Source organism: Microbacterium sp. NPDC064584 (genome assembly GCF_040687315.1).
GTDB lineage: Bacteria > Actinomycetota > Actinomycetes > Actinomycetales > Microbacteriaceae > Microbacterium > Microbacterium lacus.
This window is the reverse complement of sequence record NZ_JBFBMZ010000002.1, coordinates 171403-186199: the sequence shown is the minus strand read 5'-3', so window position 1 is coordinate 186199 and position 14797 is coordinate 171403. Positions and strand designations below refer to the sequence as shown.

Here is a 14797-nt window from a genome sequence, read left to right as displayed (position 1 = left end):
GCCGCTCAGTCCTCCGGGAGAGGACCGTCCCACGTGATGGGCAGCGGAAGGGCATCCGGGTTGACGGCGGCGACGATCTCCGTCAGAACGCGTCTGGTCTGGTTCTCCCCCACCCACAGGTGCTTGCCGCCCTCGACGGCGATCATGACGGCATCCGGGATGCTCGCGAAACGCTCGGCGGCCGCATCCGGCCGGAGGTAGTCATCGAACTCCGGCACGATCACGATCACGCGACGGGAGTCGCCCGCCCAGGCGGCGACCTCCTCGGGTGTCGCACGGTGCAGCGGCGGAGAGAGCAGGATGACGCCCTCGATGTCATGGTCGCGTCCGTACTTGAGGGCGAGCTCCGTGCCGAAGGACCACCCGACCAGCCATGGACGAGGCAGCCCCCGCTCACGCACGAGATCCATCGCGGCTGCGACGTCGAAGGCTTCGGACGCGCCCCCGTCGAATGTGCCCTCGCTCGTCCCGTGCGGCGACGTCGTGCCGCGCGTGTTGAAGCGCAGAACAGCGAGATCGGCGAGAGCGGGCAGTCGCGCCGCCGCTTTGCGGAGGATGTGCGAATCCATGAAGCCACCCGCGGTGGGCAGCGGATGCAGCGTCACGAGCGTCGCGACGGGCGGAGTCTCCGACGGCTGGGCGAGCTCGCCCACGAGAGTGAGCTCGTCGAGCGTCCGGAGCGTGATCGCCTCGCGGCGAGCGGGCAGAAGCACGGGTCCTCTGATGTCCATGTCAGGCGATCCTCCAGCAGTGCGTATGCCAATGTCGTCGGGCGGCGAGATCCGCCTGATCCCCCAGAACCCCGTCCGAGCGCCACACGACCACGTGCGCCGTCGCCGGAGCCACCGACCGACCGCAGCCCGGGCACACGTACGATTTCGTCGCCTGCGACGCCGACACGGGCTGCACCGTCCACCTCACACCGCGCCTGATCTCGGACCGCTTCCAGCCGGCGATCAGCCGGTCCAGGCCGTCGTCGTCTGCTCCGTCGGGGCGACGACGGTTCGCGCGCGGCATGGGATCAGTACCAGCCGACCGATTCGGAATGCGCCCATGCGCCGCAGGGGTCGCCGTAGCGCCCGCCGATGTACCCCAGCCCCCAGGAGATCTGCGTCGCGGGGTTGGTCTCCCAGTCCGCGCCGGCAGATCCCATCTTGCTTCCGGGAAGAGCCTGAGGGATGCCGTACGCCCCGCTTCCGGCGTTGTAGGCGTTCACGCGCCACCCCGATTCACGGTTCCACAGCGCAACGAGACAGGCGAACTGGTCATCGCCCCAGCCTCGTGCGCGCACCATGTCGTACGCGATCGCCTGAGCGGTGCCGGGGTCGGGTGAGACGAAGGGTGGTGTCCACCCACCGCCGGACGAGGACGACGACTCGGCCACGACCGGTTCCGGTGTCGGGGTCGGTGTGGGCGTGACGTACACGGTGTAGTTGTCGCGATCGAGCGGCGTGACCTCGCTCGCGGCGGAGGCGTCCGCATCGAGGCGCTGCGCATCCCCGAGGGTGCTCGAGTACAGCGTGATCGGCTGGCGCTCCTGCGCACTGGCTTGCGAGAGTGCGACACCCGTCGGTCCGATGTACGCCACGACGAATCCGAGCGCGGCGAACCCGGCGAAGGCCCCGAGCACGCCGCGGCGACGTGACCACCGGGGTGCCGGCGCGGGTGCGGACCGACGTGCAGACGGACGGACCACGGGCGCGTCGCTCGCGCGCGTCATCTCGTCACCGGCAGTCACAGTGGTGCGAGTCTACCCGGGCCCTCCGTGGCCCGCCATCCGGCCGCTCTCCTGCGTCACGCGACCGCGAGCATGACCTCGATGACGGCGTCGAGCACCGCATCCACCTGCGCTTCACGGTAGCCCCCGCGCTGCATCCGGAACGCGACGGCACGCACCTGCTCGACCGTGACGGAGTCCCCCGTCTCGAGGTATTTCGCGAGCTTGTCCGCGACGAGGTCCACCTCGTCGATCCGATAGCCGTATCTCAGCACGCTGACGCGGTCGAATCGGCGACCGCGCGGTCTCGAGAGACGATCGAGCACGACCTGAGCGGTCTCCCGCGTCTGGCCGACCCACGCGTGCGCGCCCTCCGCTCCGACGGCCGCCTCCCGTTCGCGGGCGGCGAAGGCATCCTCGATGCGTCCGAGAGCGGCATCCACCGCGGGGATGGCGTACCCGCGGCGCACGAGCGGGAACGCCGCTCGACGCACGTCGCCGGAGGTCATCGGCTCGGCGTCGGCCTCGAAGGCCTCGCGGGCCCGGGTGAGGAACTCGTCCACGGCCCGCTTGTCGTACCCCTTCGCCGCACCGCGCGTCTCGGGGAACGTGATCGCCGGTGATCCGGAAGTGCTCATCATGCCGCCAAGGGTGAGAAGAGGTAGTACAGCGCGAGCGCCGCGACGACGGACGGGAGGATCGAGTCGAGGCGATCGAGCACCCCCCCGTGACCCGGAAGCCACGAACTCATGTCCTTTATGCCGAGATCGCGCTTGATCATCGACTCGCCGAGGTCACCGGCCGTCGCGGTGCCGACCACGATCGCGCCCAGGATCAGACCCGGCCACCAGGGCAGGCCCAGCATGAACAGCGAGAGCAGCACTCCGGCGATCAGAGCCGCGAGGACCGCGCCCGCGAAACCCTCCCAGGTCTTCTTCGGGCTGATCTTCGGCGCCATCGGATGCTTGCCGAAGGACAGCCCGGCGGCGTAGGCACCGGTGTCCGAGGCCACGGCGATGATGATGAACGCGAGGACCCACCATTCCCCGCCGTCCTGGCGGAGCAGGATCAGACACAGGCTCGTCAGGAAAGGGACGTAGAGCTGGATGAACCCGGCGATCAGGACGTCGCCCAGGACGGCGCCGTACGTGCGGCCGTCGCGCGCGAACATCTGCGCGATGAGCCGCCAGACGATGACGAGCGCGATGGCGACGAAGACGACGACCCAGTGCAGCCACAGACCCAGGAAGAATCCGGACAGGACCAGCACCGAACCCACGACCAGCTGCGGGACGAGGTCGACCTTCCGGCCCGAACCGATCAGTGCCCGGCTGAACTCGAAGATCCCGAGGATCGCCGCGCCGAGGGCGAAGAGCACGAACAGCCATTTCAGGAAGATGAGCGACGCGATCAGGACCGCGCCGATCGCGAGTCCGATCAGCGTTGCGACGATCAGGTCCCGACCCGTCCGCTGCTTGATCCGCTCATTCGCCTCTTCGAACTCCGCACGCTTCTGGGCGACCTGATTCTCGAACTCGCTGCGCGCTGCGCGCACGTGGGCCTGGAAGTCGGCGTTGAGATCGGGGGCGGCGGCGCCCCTGCGCGCTCCTGCCGCCTCGCGGCGCGTCAGCGGCGGGGGCGGGGAGTCCGGGAGATCGCCGGATGCGTCGGTCATGAGCGGGGTCAGACCTCGAGGAGCTCGGCCTCTTTACGCTTGAGCGCCTCGTCGATCGCGTCGACGTGGGCGCGCGTGAGCGCATCGAGTTCCTTCTCCGCACGTCCGAGCTCATCCTCGCCGATCTCGCTCTTGAGGGCGTCGAGATCGTCCTTCGTCTTGCGACGGATGCCGCGCACGTGCACTTTCGCGTCCTCGCCCTTCGAGCGCACGAGCTTGACGAACTCCTTGCGGCGCTCCTCGGTCAGCTCGGGCAGGGTCACGCGCACCAGGTTGCCGTCGTTCGTCGGATTCGCACCGAGGTTCGGTGTGTCGCGAATGGCCTGCTCGATCGCCTTCAGTGCGGACTTGTCATAGGGCGTGACCACGAGCGTCCGCGCCTCCGGGTTGTTCAGCGAGGCGAGCTGGGCGAGGGGCGTGGGCGTGCCGTAGTAGTCCACCAGGATCTTCTGGAACAGCTGGGGGTTCGCCCGCCCGGTCCGAACGGTGGCGAAATCGTCCTTCGCCGCCTCGACGGCACGGTCCATGCGCGATCCGGCCTCAGCCAAGACGTCCGCGATCACAGTGACTCCTATCGGTAGATCCAGAACTGTCAGTCTAGTGCGCGGACCCCGCGCACCTCAGGCGGTGACGAGCGTGCCGATGTGCTCTCCGAGCAGCGCCCGGGTCACGTTGCCCGCCGGCTCCATCCCGAACACCCGCATGTCCATCTTGTTGTCCATGCACAGGCTGAACGCGGTCGAATCCACCACCTTGAGGCCCCGCTGCAGTGCATCGAGGTACGTGATGCGATCGATCTTCGTCGCGTTCGGATCCTTGTTCGGATCGGCGGTGTACACGCCGTCCACGCCGTTCTTCGCGACCAGGACCTCGGACGCACCGATCTCCAGCGCGCGTTGGGCGGCCACCGTATCGGTGGAGAAGTACGGCAGTCCGGCTCCGGCGCCGAAGATCACGACGCGCCCTTTCTCCATATGCCGCTCCGCGCGGCGCGGGATGTAGGGTTCGGCGACCTGGGTCATCGAGATCGCGGACTGCACGCGCGTGGCGGCCCCGGCCTGCTCGAGGAAGTCCTGCAGCGCGAGAGCGTTCATCACGGTGCCCAGCATGCCCATGTAGTCGGCCCGGCCGCGGTCCATTCCGCGCTGGCTGAGCTCGGCTCCACGGAAGAAATTGCCGCCGCCCACGACGACGGCGATCTCCACGCGGTCGACCGCTTCGGCGATCTCCCGCGCCATCTGACTGACGACGTCGGGGTTGACCCCCAGGGAGCCGCCTCCGAACGCCTCTCCGGAGAGCTTCAGAAGGACGCGCCTCGTCCCGGTCGCCTCATCGATCACGTGTCTTCCTTCCGTCGCCTGTACAAAAACTAGCCGAGCGGGTCACCCATCGGTGACCGCCCAGGCAAAAGGCCCGCATCGAATCCGATGCGGGCCTTCCGGGTGTATTACGCGCCGACCTTGAAGCGGGCGAAGCCCGTCAGGGTGAGCCCGGCATCCTTCGCGACCTGCGCGACGGACTGCTTGTTGTCCTTCGCGTAGTCCTGGTCCAGCAGAGCGACCTGCTTGAAGAAGGCGCCGACGCGACCCTCGACGATCTTCGGCAGGGCGGCTTCCGGCTTGCCCTCCTGGCGCGAGATCTCGGTGACGATCTCCCGCTCCTTCTCGACCTCGGACTCGGGGACCTCGTCACGCGACAGGTACGTGGGGTTCGCGAACGAGATGTGCTGTGCGATGCTGCGCGCGGTCTCGGCGTCCTCACCCGAGTAGGCCAGCACGACACCGACCTGCGGGGGCAGGTCCTTGCTGGTCTTGTGCAGGTACACCTCGAACTTGTCGCCGACCAGCGTGCGCACGCGGCGCAGCTCGACCTTCTCGCCGATGATCGCTGCCTCGTCGGCGATGAGCTGCTCGACGGACTGCCCGCCGGCGTCGGCGGCGAGGGCGGCCTCGACCGAGTCGGCGGACACGGCGGCCGCGGCGTCCGCGACCTTGTCCGCCAGAGCGATGAAGCGATCGTTCTTGGCCACGAAGTCGGTCTCGCACGCGAGCTCGATCAGGGTGACCTTGCCATCGGACTCACGGGCCGCGACGAGGCCTTCGCTCGTGGAACGGTCAGCGCGCTTGGCGTTGCCCTTCGCGCCCTTCAGACGCAGGATCTCGACGGCCTTCTCGACGTCGCCGTCGGCCTCTTCGAGAGCCTTCTTGGTGTCGACCATGCCCGTGCCGAGCTGGTCGCGCAGCGCCTTGATGTCGGCGATCGTGAAGTTTGCCATGTGTGGCGGCTCCTTGATGTAGTTCAGTCCAGTGGGATGCGTCGGCGGGGCCGCGAACGACCCCGCCGACGTGCGATGAATGTGCTTACTTCGCGTCCGCGGCTTCGGCGGCCTCGACCTCGGCGACGTCCTGCCCCGCGGCGTCCGCGATGGCCTCGTCGTGCGCTTCCGCGCCGGCGGCGTCATCCGCGGTCTCGGTGGCCGACTCGCCCTCGCTCGCCTGCTCGGCCTCGACGGCATCCGCGAGGTCGCTCTCGGCGATCTTCTCGTCGGCGACCTTCGCGGTCTCGGCGGAGGACTGCTCCGGCGCGCCCTGCTCGAGCAGCTCGCGCTCCCAGTCGGCCAGCGGCTCGGCGGCTTCGGCGGACTCGTCGGTCGGGTTGTGACGCTGGATGAGGCCCTCGGCGGCGGCATCCGCGATGATGCGGGTGAGCAGGCCCACCGAGCGGATCGCGTCGTCGTTGCCGGGAATCGGGTACTGGAACTCGTCCGGGTCCGCGTTCGTGTCCAGGATGCCGATGATCGGGATTCCGAGCTTGCTCGCCTCGTTGACGGCCAGGTGCTCGCGCTTCGCGTCGACGACCCAGATCGCCGACGGCGTCTTGGTCATGTTGCGGATACCGCCGAGGGACTTGTGCAGCTTGTCCAGCTCGCGCTTCTTGAGGAGGAGTTCCTTCTTCGTGAAGCCGCTGTCCGCCGGGTTGTCGTAGTCGAGCTCCTCGAGCTCCTTCATCCGCGCGAGGCGCTTGGAGACCGTCTGGAAGTTCGTGAGGAGGCCACCGAGCCAGCGCTGGTTGACGTAGGGCTGGCCGACGCGGGTCGCCTGCTCGGCGATGATCTCCTGGGCCTGCTTCTTGGTGCCGACGAAGAGGACCGTTCCGCCGTGGGCGACGGTCTCCTTGACGAACTCGTACGCCTTGTCGATGTACGTCAGCGACTGCTGGAGGTCGATGATGTGGATGCCGCTGCGCTCGGTGAGGATGAAGCGCTTGACCTTCGGGTTCCACCGGCGGGTCTGGTGTCCGAAGTGCACGCCGCTGTCGAGCAGCTGGCGGATGGTGACGACGGCCATGGCCGTTCTCCTGTTCTCGACGCACGAATGCGCCGCTTGCGGTTGTTCTCTCGCTCGATCGGGTCGATCGGCGGGCCTGGTGCCCGGCGCACCCCCGCTCTCGGGCTTTCGCCAGACAGACCGGTGGGAGTGGATGCCGCGATTCTGCGGACCGGGGTCCGCAGGCCGCTGAGGGCACGCGTATTCACCTCGATGAACGGGGTGTCCTGCCAGTGTATCAGTCGTCCCTCCTCCCCAGCTCTTCGATGCACGTGGTTCTCCCCCGTTCGCACGGTTCGGGCTCACCGGCTGCGCGGTCGAAGGCACGCTGGCGGTGTGGAACTGTCGCGTACGCGGGCACGGCGCCTGCCGGCGATCACGCTCGTCGCCGCTCTCGCCGTCGCTTGTGGTGCGAGCGCCCTGCCGGAGGGCGCGCACGGAGCGGCAGGCGTGACGGTCCCGTCGACGCGGACGATGCTCGCTGAGCGGGACTGGGCGCGGCCGGTCGTTCCGTTCCGCGTCGTGCGCGCCTTCATCGCCCCGGCCCATGAGTACGGTCCGGGGCATCGAGGCATCGACGTGGAGGCCCCCGCCGGGGCGGATGTCTCCGCTCCGGCCTCCGGCGTCGTCGCCTTCTCGGGGATGGTGGCCGGGCGCGGCATCCTGACGATCGACCACGGCGATGGCCTGGTCTCCACTTTCGAACCCGTGCAGAGCGTCCTGAGTCCCGGGACTCCGGTCGGCAAGGGTGAGCACATCGGGGCCGTGACATCCGGCGGACATGCACCGCTCGGACAGCTGCACTTCGGAGTCCGGCTGAACGACTCCTACATCAACCCGATGCTCCTGCTCGGGGAGGTGCCGCGCGCGATCCTCCTCCCCTGCTGCGAATGACCCGCGGGCCGGCCGCTCAGGCCCGGGGGTGTGCGAGGCGATACGTGGCGGCGAGGCGCTCGGAGGAGACGTGCGTGTAGATCTGGGTCGTGCCGAGGCTGGCGTGTCCGAGAAGCTCCTGCACGGCCCGAAGATCCGCGCCGCCGTCCAGCAGATGCGTCGCGGCGGAGTGGCGCAGTGCGTGCGGCCCCACGGCTGCCGACTCGAGAACCGCACCGAGCTCTCGAGAGACGACGTCGTAGACGGCCCGTGCCGTGATGCGGCGGCCGCGACTGCCCAGGAAGACCGCGGGTCCTGCACCGTCTTCCGACCGGTCGACCAGAGCGGGGCGTGCCCTGATCAAGTAGGACTGCAGAGCTCGGTGCGCCGGCACGCCGAACGGGACGACACGCTCTTTGTCGCCCTTGCCGGTGACCCGCACGGTGGCCCGGCTGTCGTCGATGTCGTCGCGATCGATCGCGGTGAGCTCGGACACCCGGATCGCGGAGGCATAGAGCAGCTCGAGCATGGCGTGATCGCGCAGCACCACCGGGTCACCGCCGGCGGCGCGGGAGCCCAGGTCATCGAGCATCAGGCGCATCCGATCCGCCGTCGCCACCCGGGGCAGGGTTCGGCCCCGTTTCGGGGCGACCAGCCTCAGGCTCGGGTCGGCGCCGAGAAGACCCTCCTCGGTCGCCCAGGCGCAGAATCCACGCGCCGCAGCGGTGCGGCGCGCGAGAGTCGATCGGGCGTCGCCGCGCTGCGTCGCCCGCCACAGCCACTCTCGAAGGGCTTCGAGGTCCAGCGCGTCCAGGTCGGGCGACGGGACGGCTGCGGCGAGATCCCGCAGGTCCGCTCGGTACGCGCGGACCGTCGCCGGAGACAGCCGACGCACGCGGGCGAGGTGATCCGCATACGCATCGGCCGCCTGCTCGATCTGCATCCTCTCAGCATGCCCCACGCCCGGCATCACGCGGAGCCGGACCGCCGCACGCGTCGCCATCCGTCCCGACCGTCGACCGCCGCGCCTTCGAGCCAGAGCAGACCGAGGATCGCGGACGCGTCATCCACGGCGATTCCGGATCTGCGGGCGATCTCCGCGACCTCGCGCGGCGCGCGGAAGCTCATGGCATCGAGGACCCGCGTCGCATCGTCGGTCCTCCCTGCCGATCCGCTGCGCAGACGGGGCTCGCCGGTCACGTCGAACAGTGCCGTCTGTCCGTCCGGGGCGCCGATGAGTTCCAGGACGTCGTCGGCGCTGGTCACGCACCGCGCGTCGTACTCGCGCAGCAGCCGATGGCATCCGGCGGACGCGGCGCTGGTCACCGGGCCCGGCACGGCACCCAGGGGACGGGACATCGCGGCGGCGTGGCCCGCAGTGTTCAACGACCCGCTGCGGTGACCCGCTTCCACGACGACCGTGGCATCTCCGAGTGCGGCGATCACGCGGTTGCGCTGGAGGAAACGCCACTTCGTCGGCTCCGAACCGCACGGCACCTCGCTGATGACCGCCCCCGTCGTCGCGATGCGGTCGAGCAGGTGCGCATGCGCCCGGGGATACGGGCGGTCCACGCCCCCGGCGAGCACCGCGATGGTCGTGCCTCCGGCCAGCAGAGCAGCACGGTGCGCCGCCCCGTCGATGCCGAACGCCGCTCCGGAGATCACGCCGACTCCGCGACCGCAGAGCTCGGCCGCGATCTCGGTCGTGACGTGCTCCCCGTACGAGGTCGAGGCGCGCGCTCCCACGAGGGCGACGGTGTGCGCGGCGCGCGTCAGCGCGTCCGGAGCGCCGCGCACCCAGAGGACGAACGGCGCATGGACGCCGAGGTCTCCCAGCGCAGCCGGCCAGTGCTCGTCCTCGGGGACGATCAGGCGCAGCCCCGCCCGCCGGGCGGTGTCGAGCGGGATCCGCGCATCCAGGCGCTCCAGGCGCGGCATCCACCGATTTCGCGCTTCCCTCCACTGCTGCGCGGACAGCTCCGCGGTCTCCCGTGCAAGGCCGTCCGAGCCCCCGCCGGCGACCTCGATCAAGGCCGTCTCTGCTCCTACGGCCGCCACGATCCTTCCGGCGACTCCGTCGCCCGGCTCCGCCACGCAGCTCCACACGTGAGCCGCGAAGATGCGCCGCGCCCGATCCTCGTCCACGTCGGCGTCCACGACGGGGGCGATCGCGGCCCGCACTTGCGCGGAGGTGGGTAGCTGGGGGGTCATGTCGTGATGCCTTTCTTCATGAACAGCGCGCGTCCGATGTCGCCGAGGGTCGGACCGGGCTGATCGGCCAGATCGCTGAGCGTCCACGCGACTCGGAGGACCCGGTCGTAGCCACGAAGGGTGAGGGAGCCGCGATGCAGCGCGGCGTCGATCGGACGACGGATCGCCGGCGGGAGCGCGAGGGGTCCCTCACGCAGCCACGGGCCGGACACACGGGCGTTCAGCGACCACGGCGTCTCGCGCAGGCGATGCTCTGCGCGGTCGCGGGCGGCCAGGACGCGTGCAGCAGCCTCGGCGGTCGTGACCAGCCCCGTGTTCAGCGTCGACGACGCGTGCGCCACGGAGACACGTGCCAGCGACAGCTCGATGTCGACCCGATCGCGCAGCGGTCCGGACAGCCGGCCGAGGTAGCGGCGGATGGAGACGGGTGGGCACACGCACGTGCCTCCACGCACGCCGTAATTTCCGCACGGACAGGGGTTGGTCGCAAGAATCAGCTGGAAGCTGGCGGGAAAGGATGCCGTCACCCCCGCTCGGTGAATCGTGATCTCCCCCTTCTCCAGCGGCTGGCGCAGCGCATCCAGGACGCTGGGCGCGAACTCTCCCACCTCATCCAGGAACAGCACCCCGTGGGTCGCCCGCGCGATCGCGCCGGGGCGGAGCATACGGGATCCCCCGCCCACGAGTGCCGCGATGCTCGCACTGTGGTGAGGCGCCTCCAGGGGCGGTCGCCTCTGGAGTGCGGCGACCGGTTGCCCGGACAACGAGCGGATCGACGCGACCTCGAGTGCCTGCGCATCGCCGAGCGAAGGGAGGATGCCGGGCAGACGCGTCGCCAGCATCGTCTTCCCCGCGCCCGGGGGTCCGCTCATGAGCATGTGATGACCCCCGGCGGCCGCAGTGATGAGTGCATCGACGGCATCGCGCTGACCGATCACCTCCGCCAGTTCCGCGTTCGGAGCATCCTCGTCAGCGACGGCCGGCCCCGGGACCGGATTGAGCGGGCGCTCTTCGACGTCGATGCCGTGGCGGCGCGCCACGTCGCCGAGCGAGATCGCGCCGATCACCTCGATCCCGTCCACGAGGGCTGCCTCGGCGTGGTTGGCGTGGGGGACGATCACGCGTCGCATACCCAGTCGCGCCGCGGCCAGGACGGCCGGCAGGACGCCCGGCACGGGTCGCAGTCTGCCGTCGAGTCCCAGTTCGCCGATGTGGACGGTGTGGGCGAGGGACGCGGCATCCATCGGCGCCTCCGTCGCGAGCGCGGCGATCGCGATCGCGACGTCGAAGGACGAACCGTGCTTGGGCAGACTCGCCGGCGAGAGGTTCACCGTGAGCCGTCGATGCGGCAGGACGAGACCGCAGTTCGCGCTGGCGTTGTGCACACGCTGGACCGCCTCACCGAGCGCCTTGTCGGGCAGCCCGATAATGCGGAACTCCGGTCGCTGGTTCGACAGATCCGCCTCGACCTCCACGAGCGCACCGTCGAGTCCGGTCAGGGCGACGGCCCACGTGCGGGCGATCGTCATCGGAGGTCCTGCAGGTGCTCGAGGTCGCCGACGCGCGGGTCCGGTCCGACGATCGAGATGACATCCAGGCGAAGCCGCCGCCCTTGCGCCTGGTCGGGATGCTCGGCGATCCACGCGATCGCCAGGCGCCACAGCCGCGCGTGCTTGCGCGCGTCGATCGCTTCGAACGGGTGCCCGAAGGCCCGACCGCTGCGGGTCTTGACCTCCACGACCACGAGTGCACGGCCACGGGTGGCCACGAGGTCGAGTTCACCCTCGCGGATCCGCCAGTTGCGATCCAGGATCTCGTAGCCGGCGGCGCTCAGGTACGCCGCCGCACGCTCCTCCCCCGCTCTGCCGAGCACATCTTTGGCTGCCATGAAGCGATCGTGCCGGGCGCAGGGACACTGCCGGAGCGAGCGAGAGCGGACGGTGCACAAGTCGTGGGCTCGGCTGCCTGGGGAGGAGCGGCCGACGCTGAGAGGGTGACGACTCTAGGATGGAGTCACCATGGATGACGAAGTCTTCGAGGACTATGACCGCGAACTGGAACTCGCGCTGTACCGCGAGTACCGCGATGTCGTCTCTCAGTTCCAGTACGTGATCGAGACGGAGCGCCGCTTCTATCTCGCGAACGAAGTGAACGTCGTCCGCCGGGACACGGAGCACGACTTCTATTTCGAGATCACGATGACCGACGTCTGGGTGTGGGACATCTACCGTGCCGACCGGTTCGTGAAAGGCGTTCGCGTCCTCACATTCAAGGACGTCAACGTCGAGGAGCTCTCGCGGCGCGACTTCCAGCTCCCCGAGGAGCTGTCGCTCGACTCCTGATCGGTCCTCAGAAGAGCGTCGGCGAGCCGATGAACGACCAGGATGCGCGGTGGTGCGCGCTGATGCCGTGCCGCAGGATCGCCTCGCGGTGATCGATGCTCGCATAGCCCTTGTTGCGAACCCAGTTGTAGTGCGGCTCCGCGTCATGCAGCTCGATCATGCGCGCGTCGCGCGCCACCTTCGCGATCACCGAAGCCGCCGCGGCGCTCGCGCAGTCGCGGTCAGCCTTGATCACCGGTCGCACCGTGAGCGCGTCACCGTGCACGGGGGTGATGTAGTCGTGATTGCCGTCCAGGACCACGATCCCCTCCTCGGGGGTGAATCCGGCGGCGGAGAGCTGCTGGAGTCCGCGTGAAGCGGCGAGTCCGAGCGCGCGCATGATGCCGATCTCATCGATCTCCTGCGGGCTCGCCCAGCCGACGGCGCTGACGCTCACCCACGCTGCGGCGCGTTCCGCGACGCCTGCGCGGCGCGATTCCGGCACGAGCTTGGAGTCGCGCAGGCCCTGAGGGACGCGCTTGCGCGAACGTGCGGCGTCGATCGCGACGACACCGACGGCGACCGGACCTGCGAGAGCGCCGCGACCGACCTCATCGCACGCGATCAACAGGGGATGCTCGCGGAGCAGACGCCGTTCGAGGGTCAGGCGCGGCTCGGTCACGACCATGGGCGCGTCGTCACTTCGAGGATTCGGCGGGCGCCTCGTCCGGCACGCTCTCGAACACCTCATGGTGGAAGTCCAGCGTCCCGAACCGGTCGAACGGCCATGTGATCAGGAAAGCCCGGCCCACGACGTTCTCCACCGGCACGAACCCCTTGCCGGGCTGATCCTGGTTGTAGCGCGAGTCCTTGGACGAGTAGCGGTTGTCGCCGAGGACCCACAGGCGGTCTTCCGGGACGACGACATCGAAGTCGTCGGCGGATGCCGGGCTGTCGGGCGTCGGCAGCTTCAGGTAGGCGCTCTCGTCGATCGCCTGATCGTTCACGGTGATCTGCCCGAGGTCGTTGCAGCAGACCACGTGGTCTCCCGGCATCCCGATGACGCGCTTCACGAGATGGTCATCGCTGTCGGGTGCGGAAAGACCCACGAGCGAGAGCGTCCAGTCGAGCGCCTCGACCAGAACCGAGCGCGGCGGTTCGGTGCGCGCCGGCAGCCAGCCACCGGGGTCGCGGAACACGACGATGTCACCGCGCTCGTACCCGCCGAACCGGGGTGTGATCTCGTCGACGAGGATGCGGTCGTTCACGAGCAGCGTGTCCTCCATCGACCCGGACGGGATGTAGAACGAGCGGACCAGGAAAGTCTTCACGAGGAAGGAGACGAGCACCGCGACGAGCACGATGATGATGACGTCGCGGAGGAACGCCAGCCATCCGCGTCGACGGTCCCGGCCGCCGGCCGACCCGGAGCGGGAAGAGGACGCCGGCGCTGCGGGAGCCGTCTGCTCGGTGGTCATTCAGATTCCTTCGGCGGGCGCACCGCACCTCAGCGCGCTCTGGATCAAGGGTCGCACATCTGGCACCCCGGGGACGACGAAACCCCGGTGCCGAGCACCGGGGTTTCGCGGGAATCGCGTCAGTTGTCGCGCTTCTCCTTGATCTTGGCCTTCTTGCCGCGGAGGTTGCGCAGGTAGTAGAGCTTCGCGCGGCGGACGTCACCGCGGGTGACGACCTCGATGTGGTCGATCACCGGGCTGTGGACGGGGAACGTGCGCTCCACGCCCACCTGGAAGCTGATCTTGCGGACCGTGAAGGTCTCGCGCACGCCGTCGCCGGAGCGGCCGATGACCACGCCCTGGAAGACCTGGATACGCGAGCGGTTGCCCTCGGTGATGTTGACGTGCACCTTCACGGTGTCGCCGGCGTTGAAGGCGGGGATGTCCGAACGCAGGGATGCTGCGTCGACGGCGTCGAGGATCTGCATGATCATTGCTCTCTGCGGCCGCCACAGGTCGACCGCGGGTACTGGTGGGAAAGAAAGGTGCGTGTCCGAGGCCTTCGACGATCGTCTGAAGTCCGGCTCCCCTGAGGCAGAGCCTGGTCAGGACACAAAGGATCATTCTGCCACGGATGCCACGAGCCGCCAAAACGGCTCAGACCGCAGGCGGACGCTCCGTGATCACGATGACATCGCGGTCGGAGCCCGCATGACGGGGCGGGGGTGGGGTCTGCGCGGGGATGTACCCGATGCCCTCGGTCGTCCTCATCAGCACGGCCGACGGCTTCGCCTCGCGCCAGAGCTGGACCAGTTCCAGCCAGAACAGGGCGAGCCCGACGATGATCGTGAGCACCATGACCGGTGCCCACCAGGCCTGGTTGAAGAATCCCAGGGCGATCGTGAGCGCATGCCAGACGCCGAAACCGAGAACGTCCCACCAGGACACCGCCCGCTCGGCGCGAACCGTTCCGCGGGCCCGCACGAGCAGCGTGAGCAGCAGTTGACCGATGAACACGGAGGGGATCGCGATGAACAGCACCCAGAGGAACGCCCATCCTCCCGCGTTGAAGACCCCCCAGCCCACGAGGAGCCACAGCGGCAGCACGAACGCGGCCGGGATCATCCAGCCGTAGAACACCCGACGAACCCACATAGCCTTGATGGTACGCGCACTGTGCCAGGTGCGGCCTGGGAGAATGATCACGACGAGAGGAA

The 14797-nt window shown here is 69.0% G+C and carries 19 protein-coding genes; 2 read left to right on the top strand and 17 right to left on the bottom strand.

Going from position 1 to position 14797, the window contains the following annotated elements; all coding sequences use genetic code 11:
- Positions 1-5: 5 nt before the first annotated feature.
- The 9 genes from AB0P18_RS05395 to rpsB all read right to left on the bottom strand — a co-directional run bounded on the left by AB0P18_RS05395 (position 6) and on the right by rpsB (position 6739).
- The gene (locus AB0P18_RS05395; RefSeq protein WP_344053950.1) at positions 6-731 is read right to left on the bottom strand and encodes an alpha/beta hydrolase; all 726 of its coding nucleotides are present in this window, start codon (positions 729-731) and stop codon (positions 6-8) included.
- A 1-nt stretch (position 732) separates the two neighbouring features.
- On the bottom strand, positions 733-1017 hold the full coding sequence (locus AB0P18_RS05390; protein WP_363359260.1) for a hypothetical protein: 285 nt from the start codon (positions 1015-1017) through the stop codon (positions 733-735).
- A gap of 4 nt (positions 1018-1021) precedes the next feature.
- Positions 1022-1738 (bottom strand): lytic transglycosylase domain-containing protein, encoded by a 717-nt coding sequence (locus AB0P18_RS05385; protein WP_363359258.1) that lies wholly within the window; start codon positions 1736-1738, stop codon positions 1022-1024.
- Between the two features lie 56 nt (positions 1739-1794).
- Positions 1795-2355, bottom strand: coding sequence for a DivIVA domain-containing protein (locus tag AB0P18_RS05380; protein WP_363359257.1), 561 nt, complete (start codon positions 2353-2355; stop codon positions 1795-1797).
- Positions 2355-3392 carry a phosphatidate cytidylyltransferase gene (locus AB0P18_RS05375; protein WP_344053956.1) on the bottom strand — a complete coding sequence of 346 codons (1038 nt, stop codon included), beginning with the start codon at positions 3390-3392 and terminating at the stop codon, positions 2355-2357. The genes AB0P18_RS05380 and AB0P18_RS05375 overlap by 1 nt, the downstream gene beginning before the upstream one ends.
- A gap of 8 nt (positions 3393-3400) precedes the next feature.
- Positions 3401-3955: a ribosome recycling factor gene (frr, locus tag AB0P18_RS05370; protein WP_344053958.1), complete on the bottom strand. Its 555-nt coding sequence runs from the start codon at positions 3953-3955 to the stop codon at positions 3401-3403.
- 57 nt (positions 3956-4012) lie between these two features.
- Complete coding sequence (gene pyrH, locus AB0P18_RS05365; RefSeq protein WP_344053960.1) at positions 4013-4732, bottom strand: UMP kinase; 720 nt, start codon at positions 4730-4732, stop codon at positions 4013-4015.
- Between the two features lie 107 nt (positions 4733-4839).
- On the bottom strand, positions 4840-5667 hold the full coding sequence (gene tsf / locus AB0P18_RS05360; protein WP_363359255.1) for a translation elongation factor Ts: 828 nt from the start codon (positions 5665-5667) through the stop codon (positions 4840-4842).
- An 85-nt stretch (positions 5668-5752) separates the two neighbouring features.
- A complete protein-coding gene (gene rpsB, locus AB0P18_RS05355) occupies positions 5753-6739 on the bottom strand; it encodes a 30S ribosomal protein S2 (RefSeq protein WP_363359254.1) in 987 nt (328 codons plus the stop codon).
- Positions 6740-7054: 315 nt separating this feature from the next.
- On the opposite strand from rpsB, the gene AB0P18_RS05350 reads away from it, so the two are divergent.
- Entirely contained in the window at positions 7055-7612 is a 558-nt protein-coding gene (locus tag AB0P18_RS05350; protein ID WP_363359253.1) for a M23 family metallopeptidase, read from the top strand.
- A 16-nt stretch (positions 7613-7628) separates the two neighbouring features.
- On the opposite strand, the gene AB0P18_RS05345 is transcribed toward AB0P18_RS05350, so the two are convergent.
- Genes AB0P18_RS05345 through AB0P18_RS05330 form a run of 4 tightly spaced genes read right to left on the bottom strand, consistent with a single transcriptional unit; the run spans position 7629 to position 11690 of the window.
- A complete protein-coding gene (locus AB0P18_RS05345) occupies positions 7629-8534 on the bottom strand; it encodes a tyrosine-type recombinase/integrase (RefSeq protein ID WP_344053969.1) in 906 nt (301 codons plus the stop codon).
- Between the two features lie 26 nt (positions 8535-8560).
- Positions 8561-9802, bottom strand: a complete 1242-nt coding sequence (gene dprA / locus AB0P18_RS05340; RefSeq protein WP_363359252.1) for a DNA-processing protein DprA — start codon at positions 9800-9802, stop codon at positions 8561-8563.
- The gene (locus tag AB0P18_RS05335) at positions 9799-11331 is read right to left on the bottom strand and encodes a YifB family Mg chelatase-like AAA ATPase (protein WP_363359251.1); all 1533 of its coding nucleotides are present in this window, start codon (positions 11329-11331) and stop codon (positions 9799-9801) included. The genes dprA and AB0P18_RS05335 overlap by 4 nt, the downstream gene beginning before the upstream one ends.
- Complete coding sequence (locus tag AB0P18_RS05330; RefSeq protein ID WP_363359250.1) at positions 11328-11690, bottom strand: YraN family protein; 363 nt, start codon at positions 11688-11690, stop codon at positions 11328-11330. Before AB0P18_RS05330 ends, AB0P18_RS05335 begins: the two co-directional genes overlap by 4 nt.
- Before the next feature lie 130 nt (positions 11691-11820).
- On the opposite strand from AB0P18_RS05330, the gene AB0P18_RS05325 reads away from it, so the two are divergent.
- Entirely contained in the window at positions 11821-12144 is a 324-nt protein-coding gene (locus tag AB0P18_RS05325; RefSeq protein ID WP_344053977.1) for a DUF2469 family protein, read from the top strand.
- Between the two features lie 7 nt (positions 12145-12151).
- On the opposite strand, the gene AB0P18_RS05320 is transcribed toward AB0P18_RS05325, so the two are convergent.
- The 4 genes from AB0P18_RS05320 to AB0P18_RS05305 all read right to left on the bottom strand — a co-directional run bounded on the left by AB0P18_RS05320 (position 12152) and on the right by AB0P18_RS05305 (position 14735).
- Positions 12152-12811: a ribonuclease HII gene (locus tag AB0P18_RS05320; protein ID WP_363359249.1), complete on the bottom strand. Its 660-nt coding sequence runs from the start codon at positions 12809-12811 to the stop codon at positions 12152-12154.
- Positions 12812-12821: 10 nt separating this feature from the next.
- Positions 12822-13601, bottom strand: coding sequence for a signal peptidase I (gene lepB, locus AB0P18_RS05315; protein ID WP_363359248.1), 780 nt, complete (start codon positions 13599-13601; stop codon positions 12822-12824).
- A 119-nt stretch (positions 13602-13720) separates the two neighbouring features.
- Entirely contained in the window at positions 13721-14068 is a 348-nt protein-coding gene (rplS, locus tag AB0P18_RS05310; RefSeq protein WP_179432961.1) for a 50S ribosomal protein L19, read from the bottom strand.
- Between the two features lie 169 nt (positions 14069-14237).
- Complete coding sequence (locus tag AB0P18_RS05305; protein ID WP_363359247.1) at positions 14238-14735, bottom strand: MFS transporter permease; 498 nt, start codon at positions 14733-14735, stop codon at positions 14238-14240.
- Between the last annotated feature and the right edge of the window lie 62 nt (positions 14736-14797).

Bases quoted from the DNA above. Each gene is read 5' to 3' on its own strand.
- tsf (WP_363359255.1), bottom strand. From the start codon at position 5,667: ATGGCAAACTTCACGATCGCCGACATCAAGGCGCTGCGCGACCAGCTC.
- AB0P18_RS05375 (WP_344053956.1), bottom strand. From the start codon at position 3,392: ATGACCGACGCATCCGGCGATCTCCCGGACTCCCCGCCCCCGCCGCTG.
- rplS (WP_179432961.1), bottom strand. From the start codon at position 14,068: ATGCAGATCCTCGACGCCGTCGACGCAGCATCCCTGCGTTCGGACATC.
- AB0P18_RS05380 (WP_363359257.1), bottom strand. From the start codon at position 2,355: ATGAGCACTTCCGGATCACCGGCGATCACGTTCCCCGAGACGCGCGGT.
- AB0P18_RS05335 (WP_363359251.1), bottom strand. From the start codon at position 11,331: ATGACGATCGCCCGCACGTGGGCCGTCGCCCTGACCGGACTCGACGGT.
- AB0P18_RS05390 (WP_363359260.1), bottom strand. From the start codon at position 1,017: ATGCCGCGCGCGAACCGTCGTCGCCCCGACGGAGCAGACGACGACGGC.
- AB0P18_RS05345 (WP_344053969.1), bottom strand. From the start codon at position 8,534: ATGCAGATCGAGCAGGCGGCCGATGCGTATGCGGATCACCTCGCCCGC.
- AB0P18_RS05320 (WP_363359249.1), bottom strand. From the start codon at position 12,811: ATGGTCGTGACCGAGCCGCGCCTGACCCTCGAACGGCGTCTGCTCCGC.
- dprA (WP_363359252.1), bottom strand. From the start codon at position 9,802: ATGACCCCCCAGCTACCCACCTCCGCGCAAGTGCGGGCCGCGATCGCC.
- AB0P18_RS05305 (WP_363359247.1), bottom strand. From the start codon at position 14,735: ATGTGGGTTCGTCGGGTGTTCTACGGCTGGATGATCCCGGCCGCGTTC.
- rpsB (WP_363359254.1), bottom strand. From the start codon at position 6,739: ATGGCCGTCGTCACCATCCGCCAGCTGCTCGACAGCGGCGTGCACTTC.
- AB0P18_RS05325 (WP_344053977.1), top strand. From the start codon at position 11,821: ATGGATGACGAAGTCTTCGAGGACTATGACCGCGAACTGGAACTCGCG.
- AB0P18_RS05330 (WP_363359250.1), bottom strand. From the start codon at position 11,690: ATGGCAGCCAAAGATGTGCTCGGCAGAGCGGGGGAGGAGCGTGCGGCG.
- AB0P18_RS05395 (WP_344053950.1), bottom strand. From the start codon at position 731: ATGGACATCAGAGGACCCGTGCTTCTGCCCGCTCGCCGCGAGGCGATC.
- lepB (WP_363359248.1), bottom strand. From the start codon at position 13,601: ATGACCACCGAGCAGACGGCTCCCGCAGCGCCGGCGTCCTCTTCCCGC.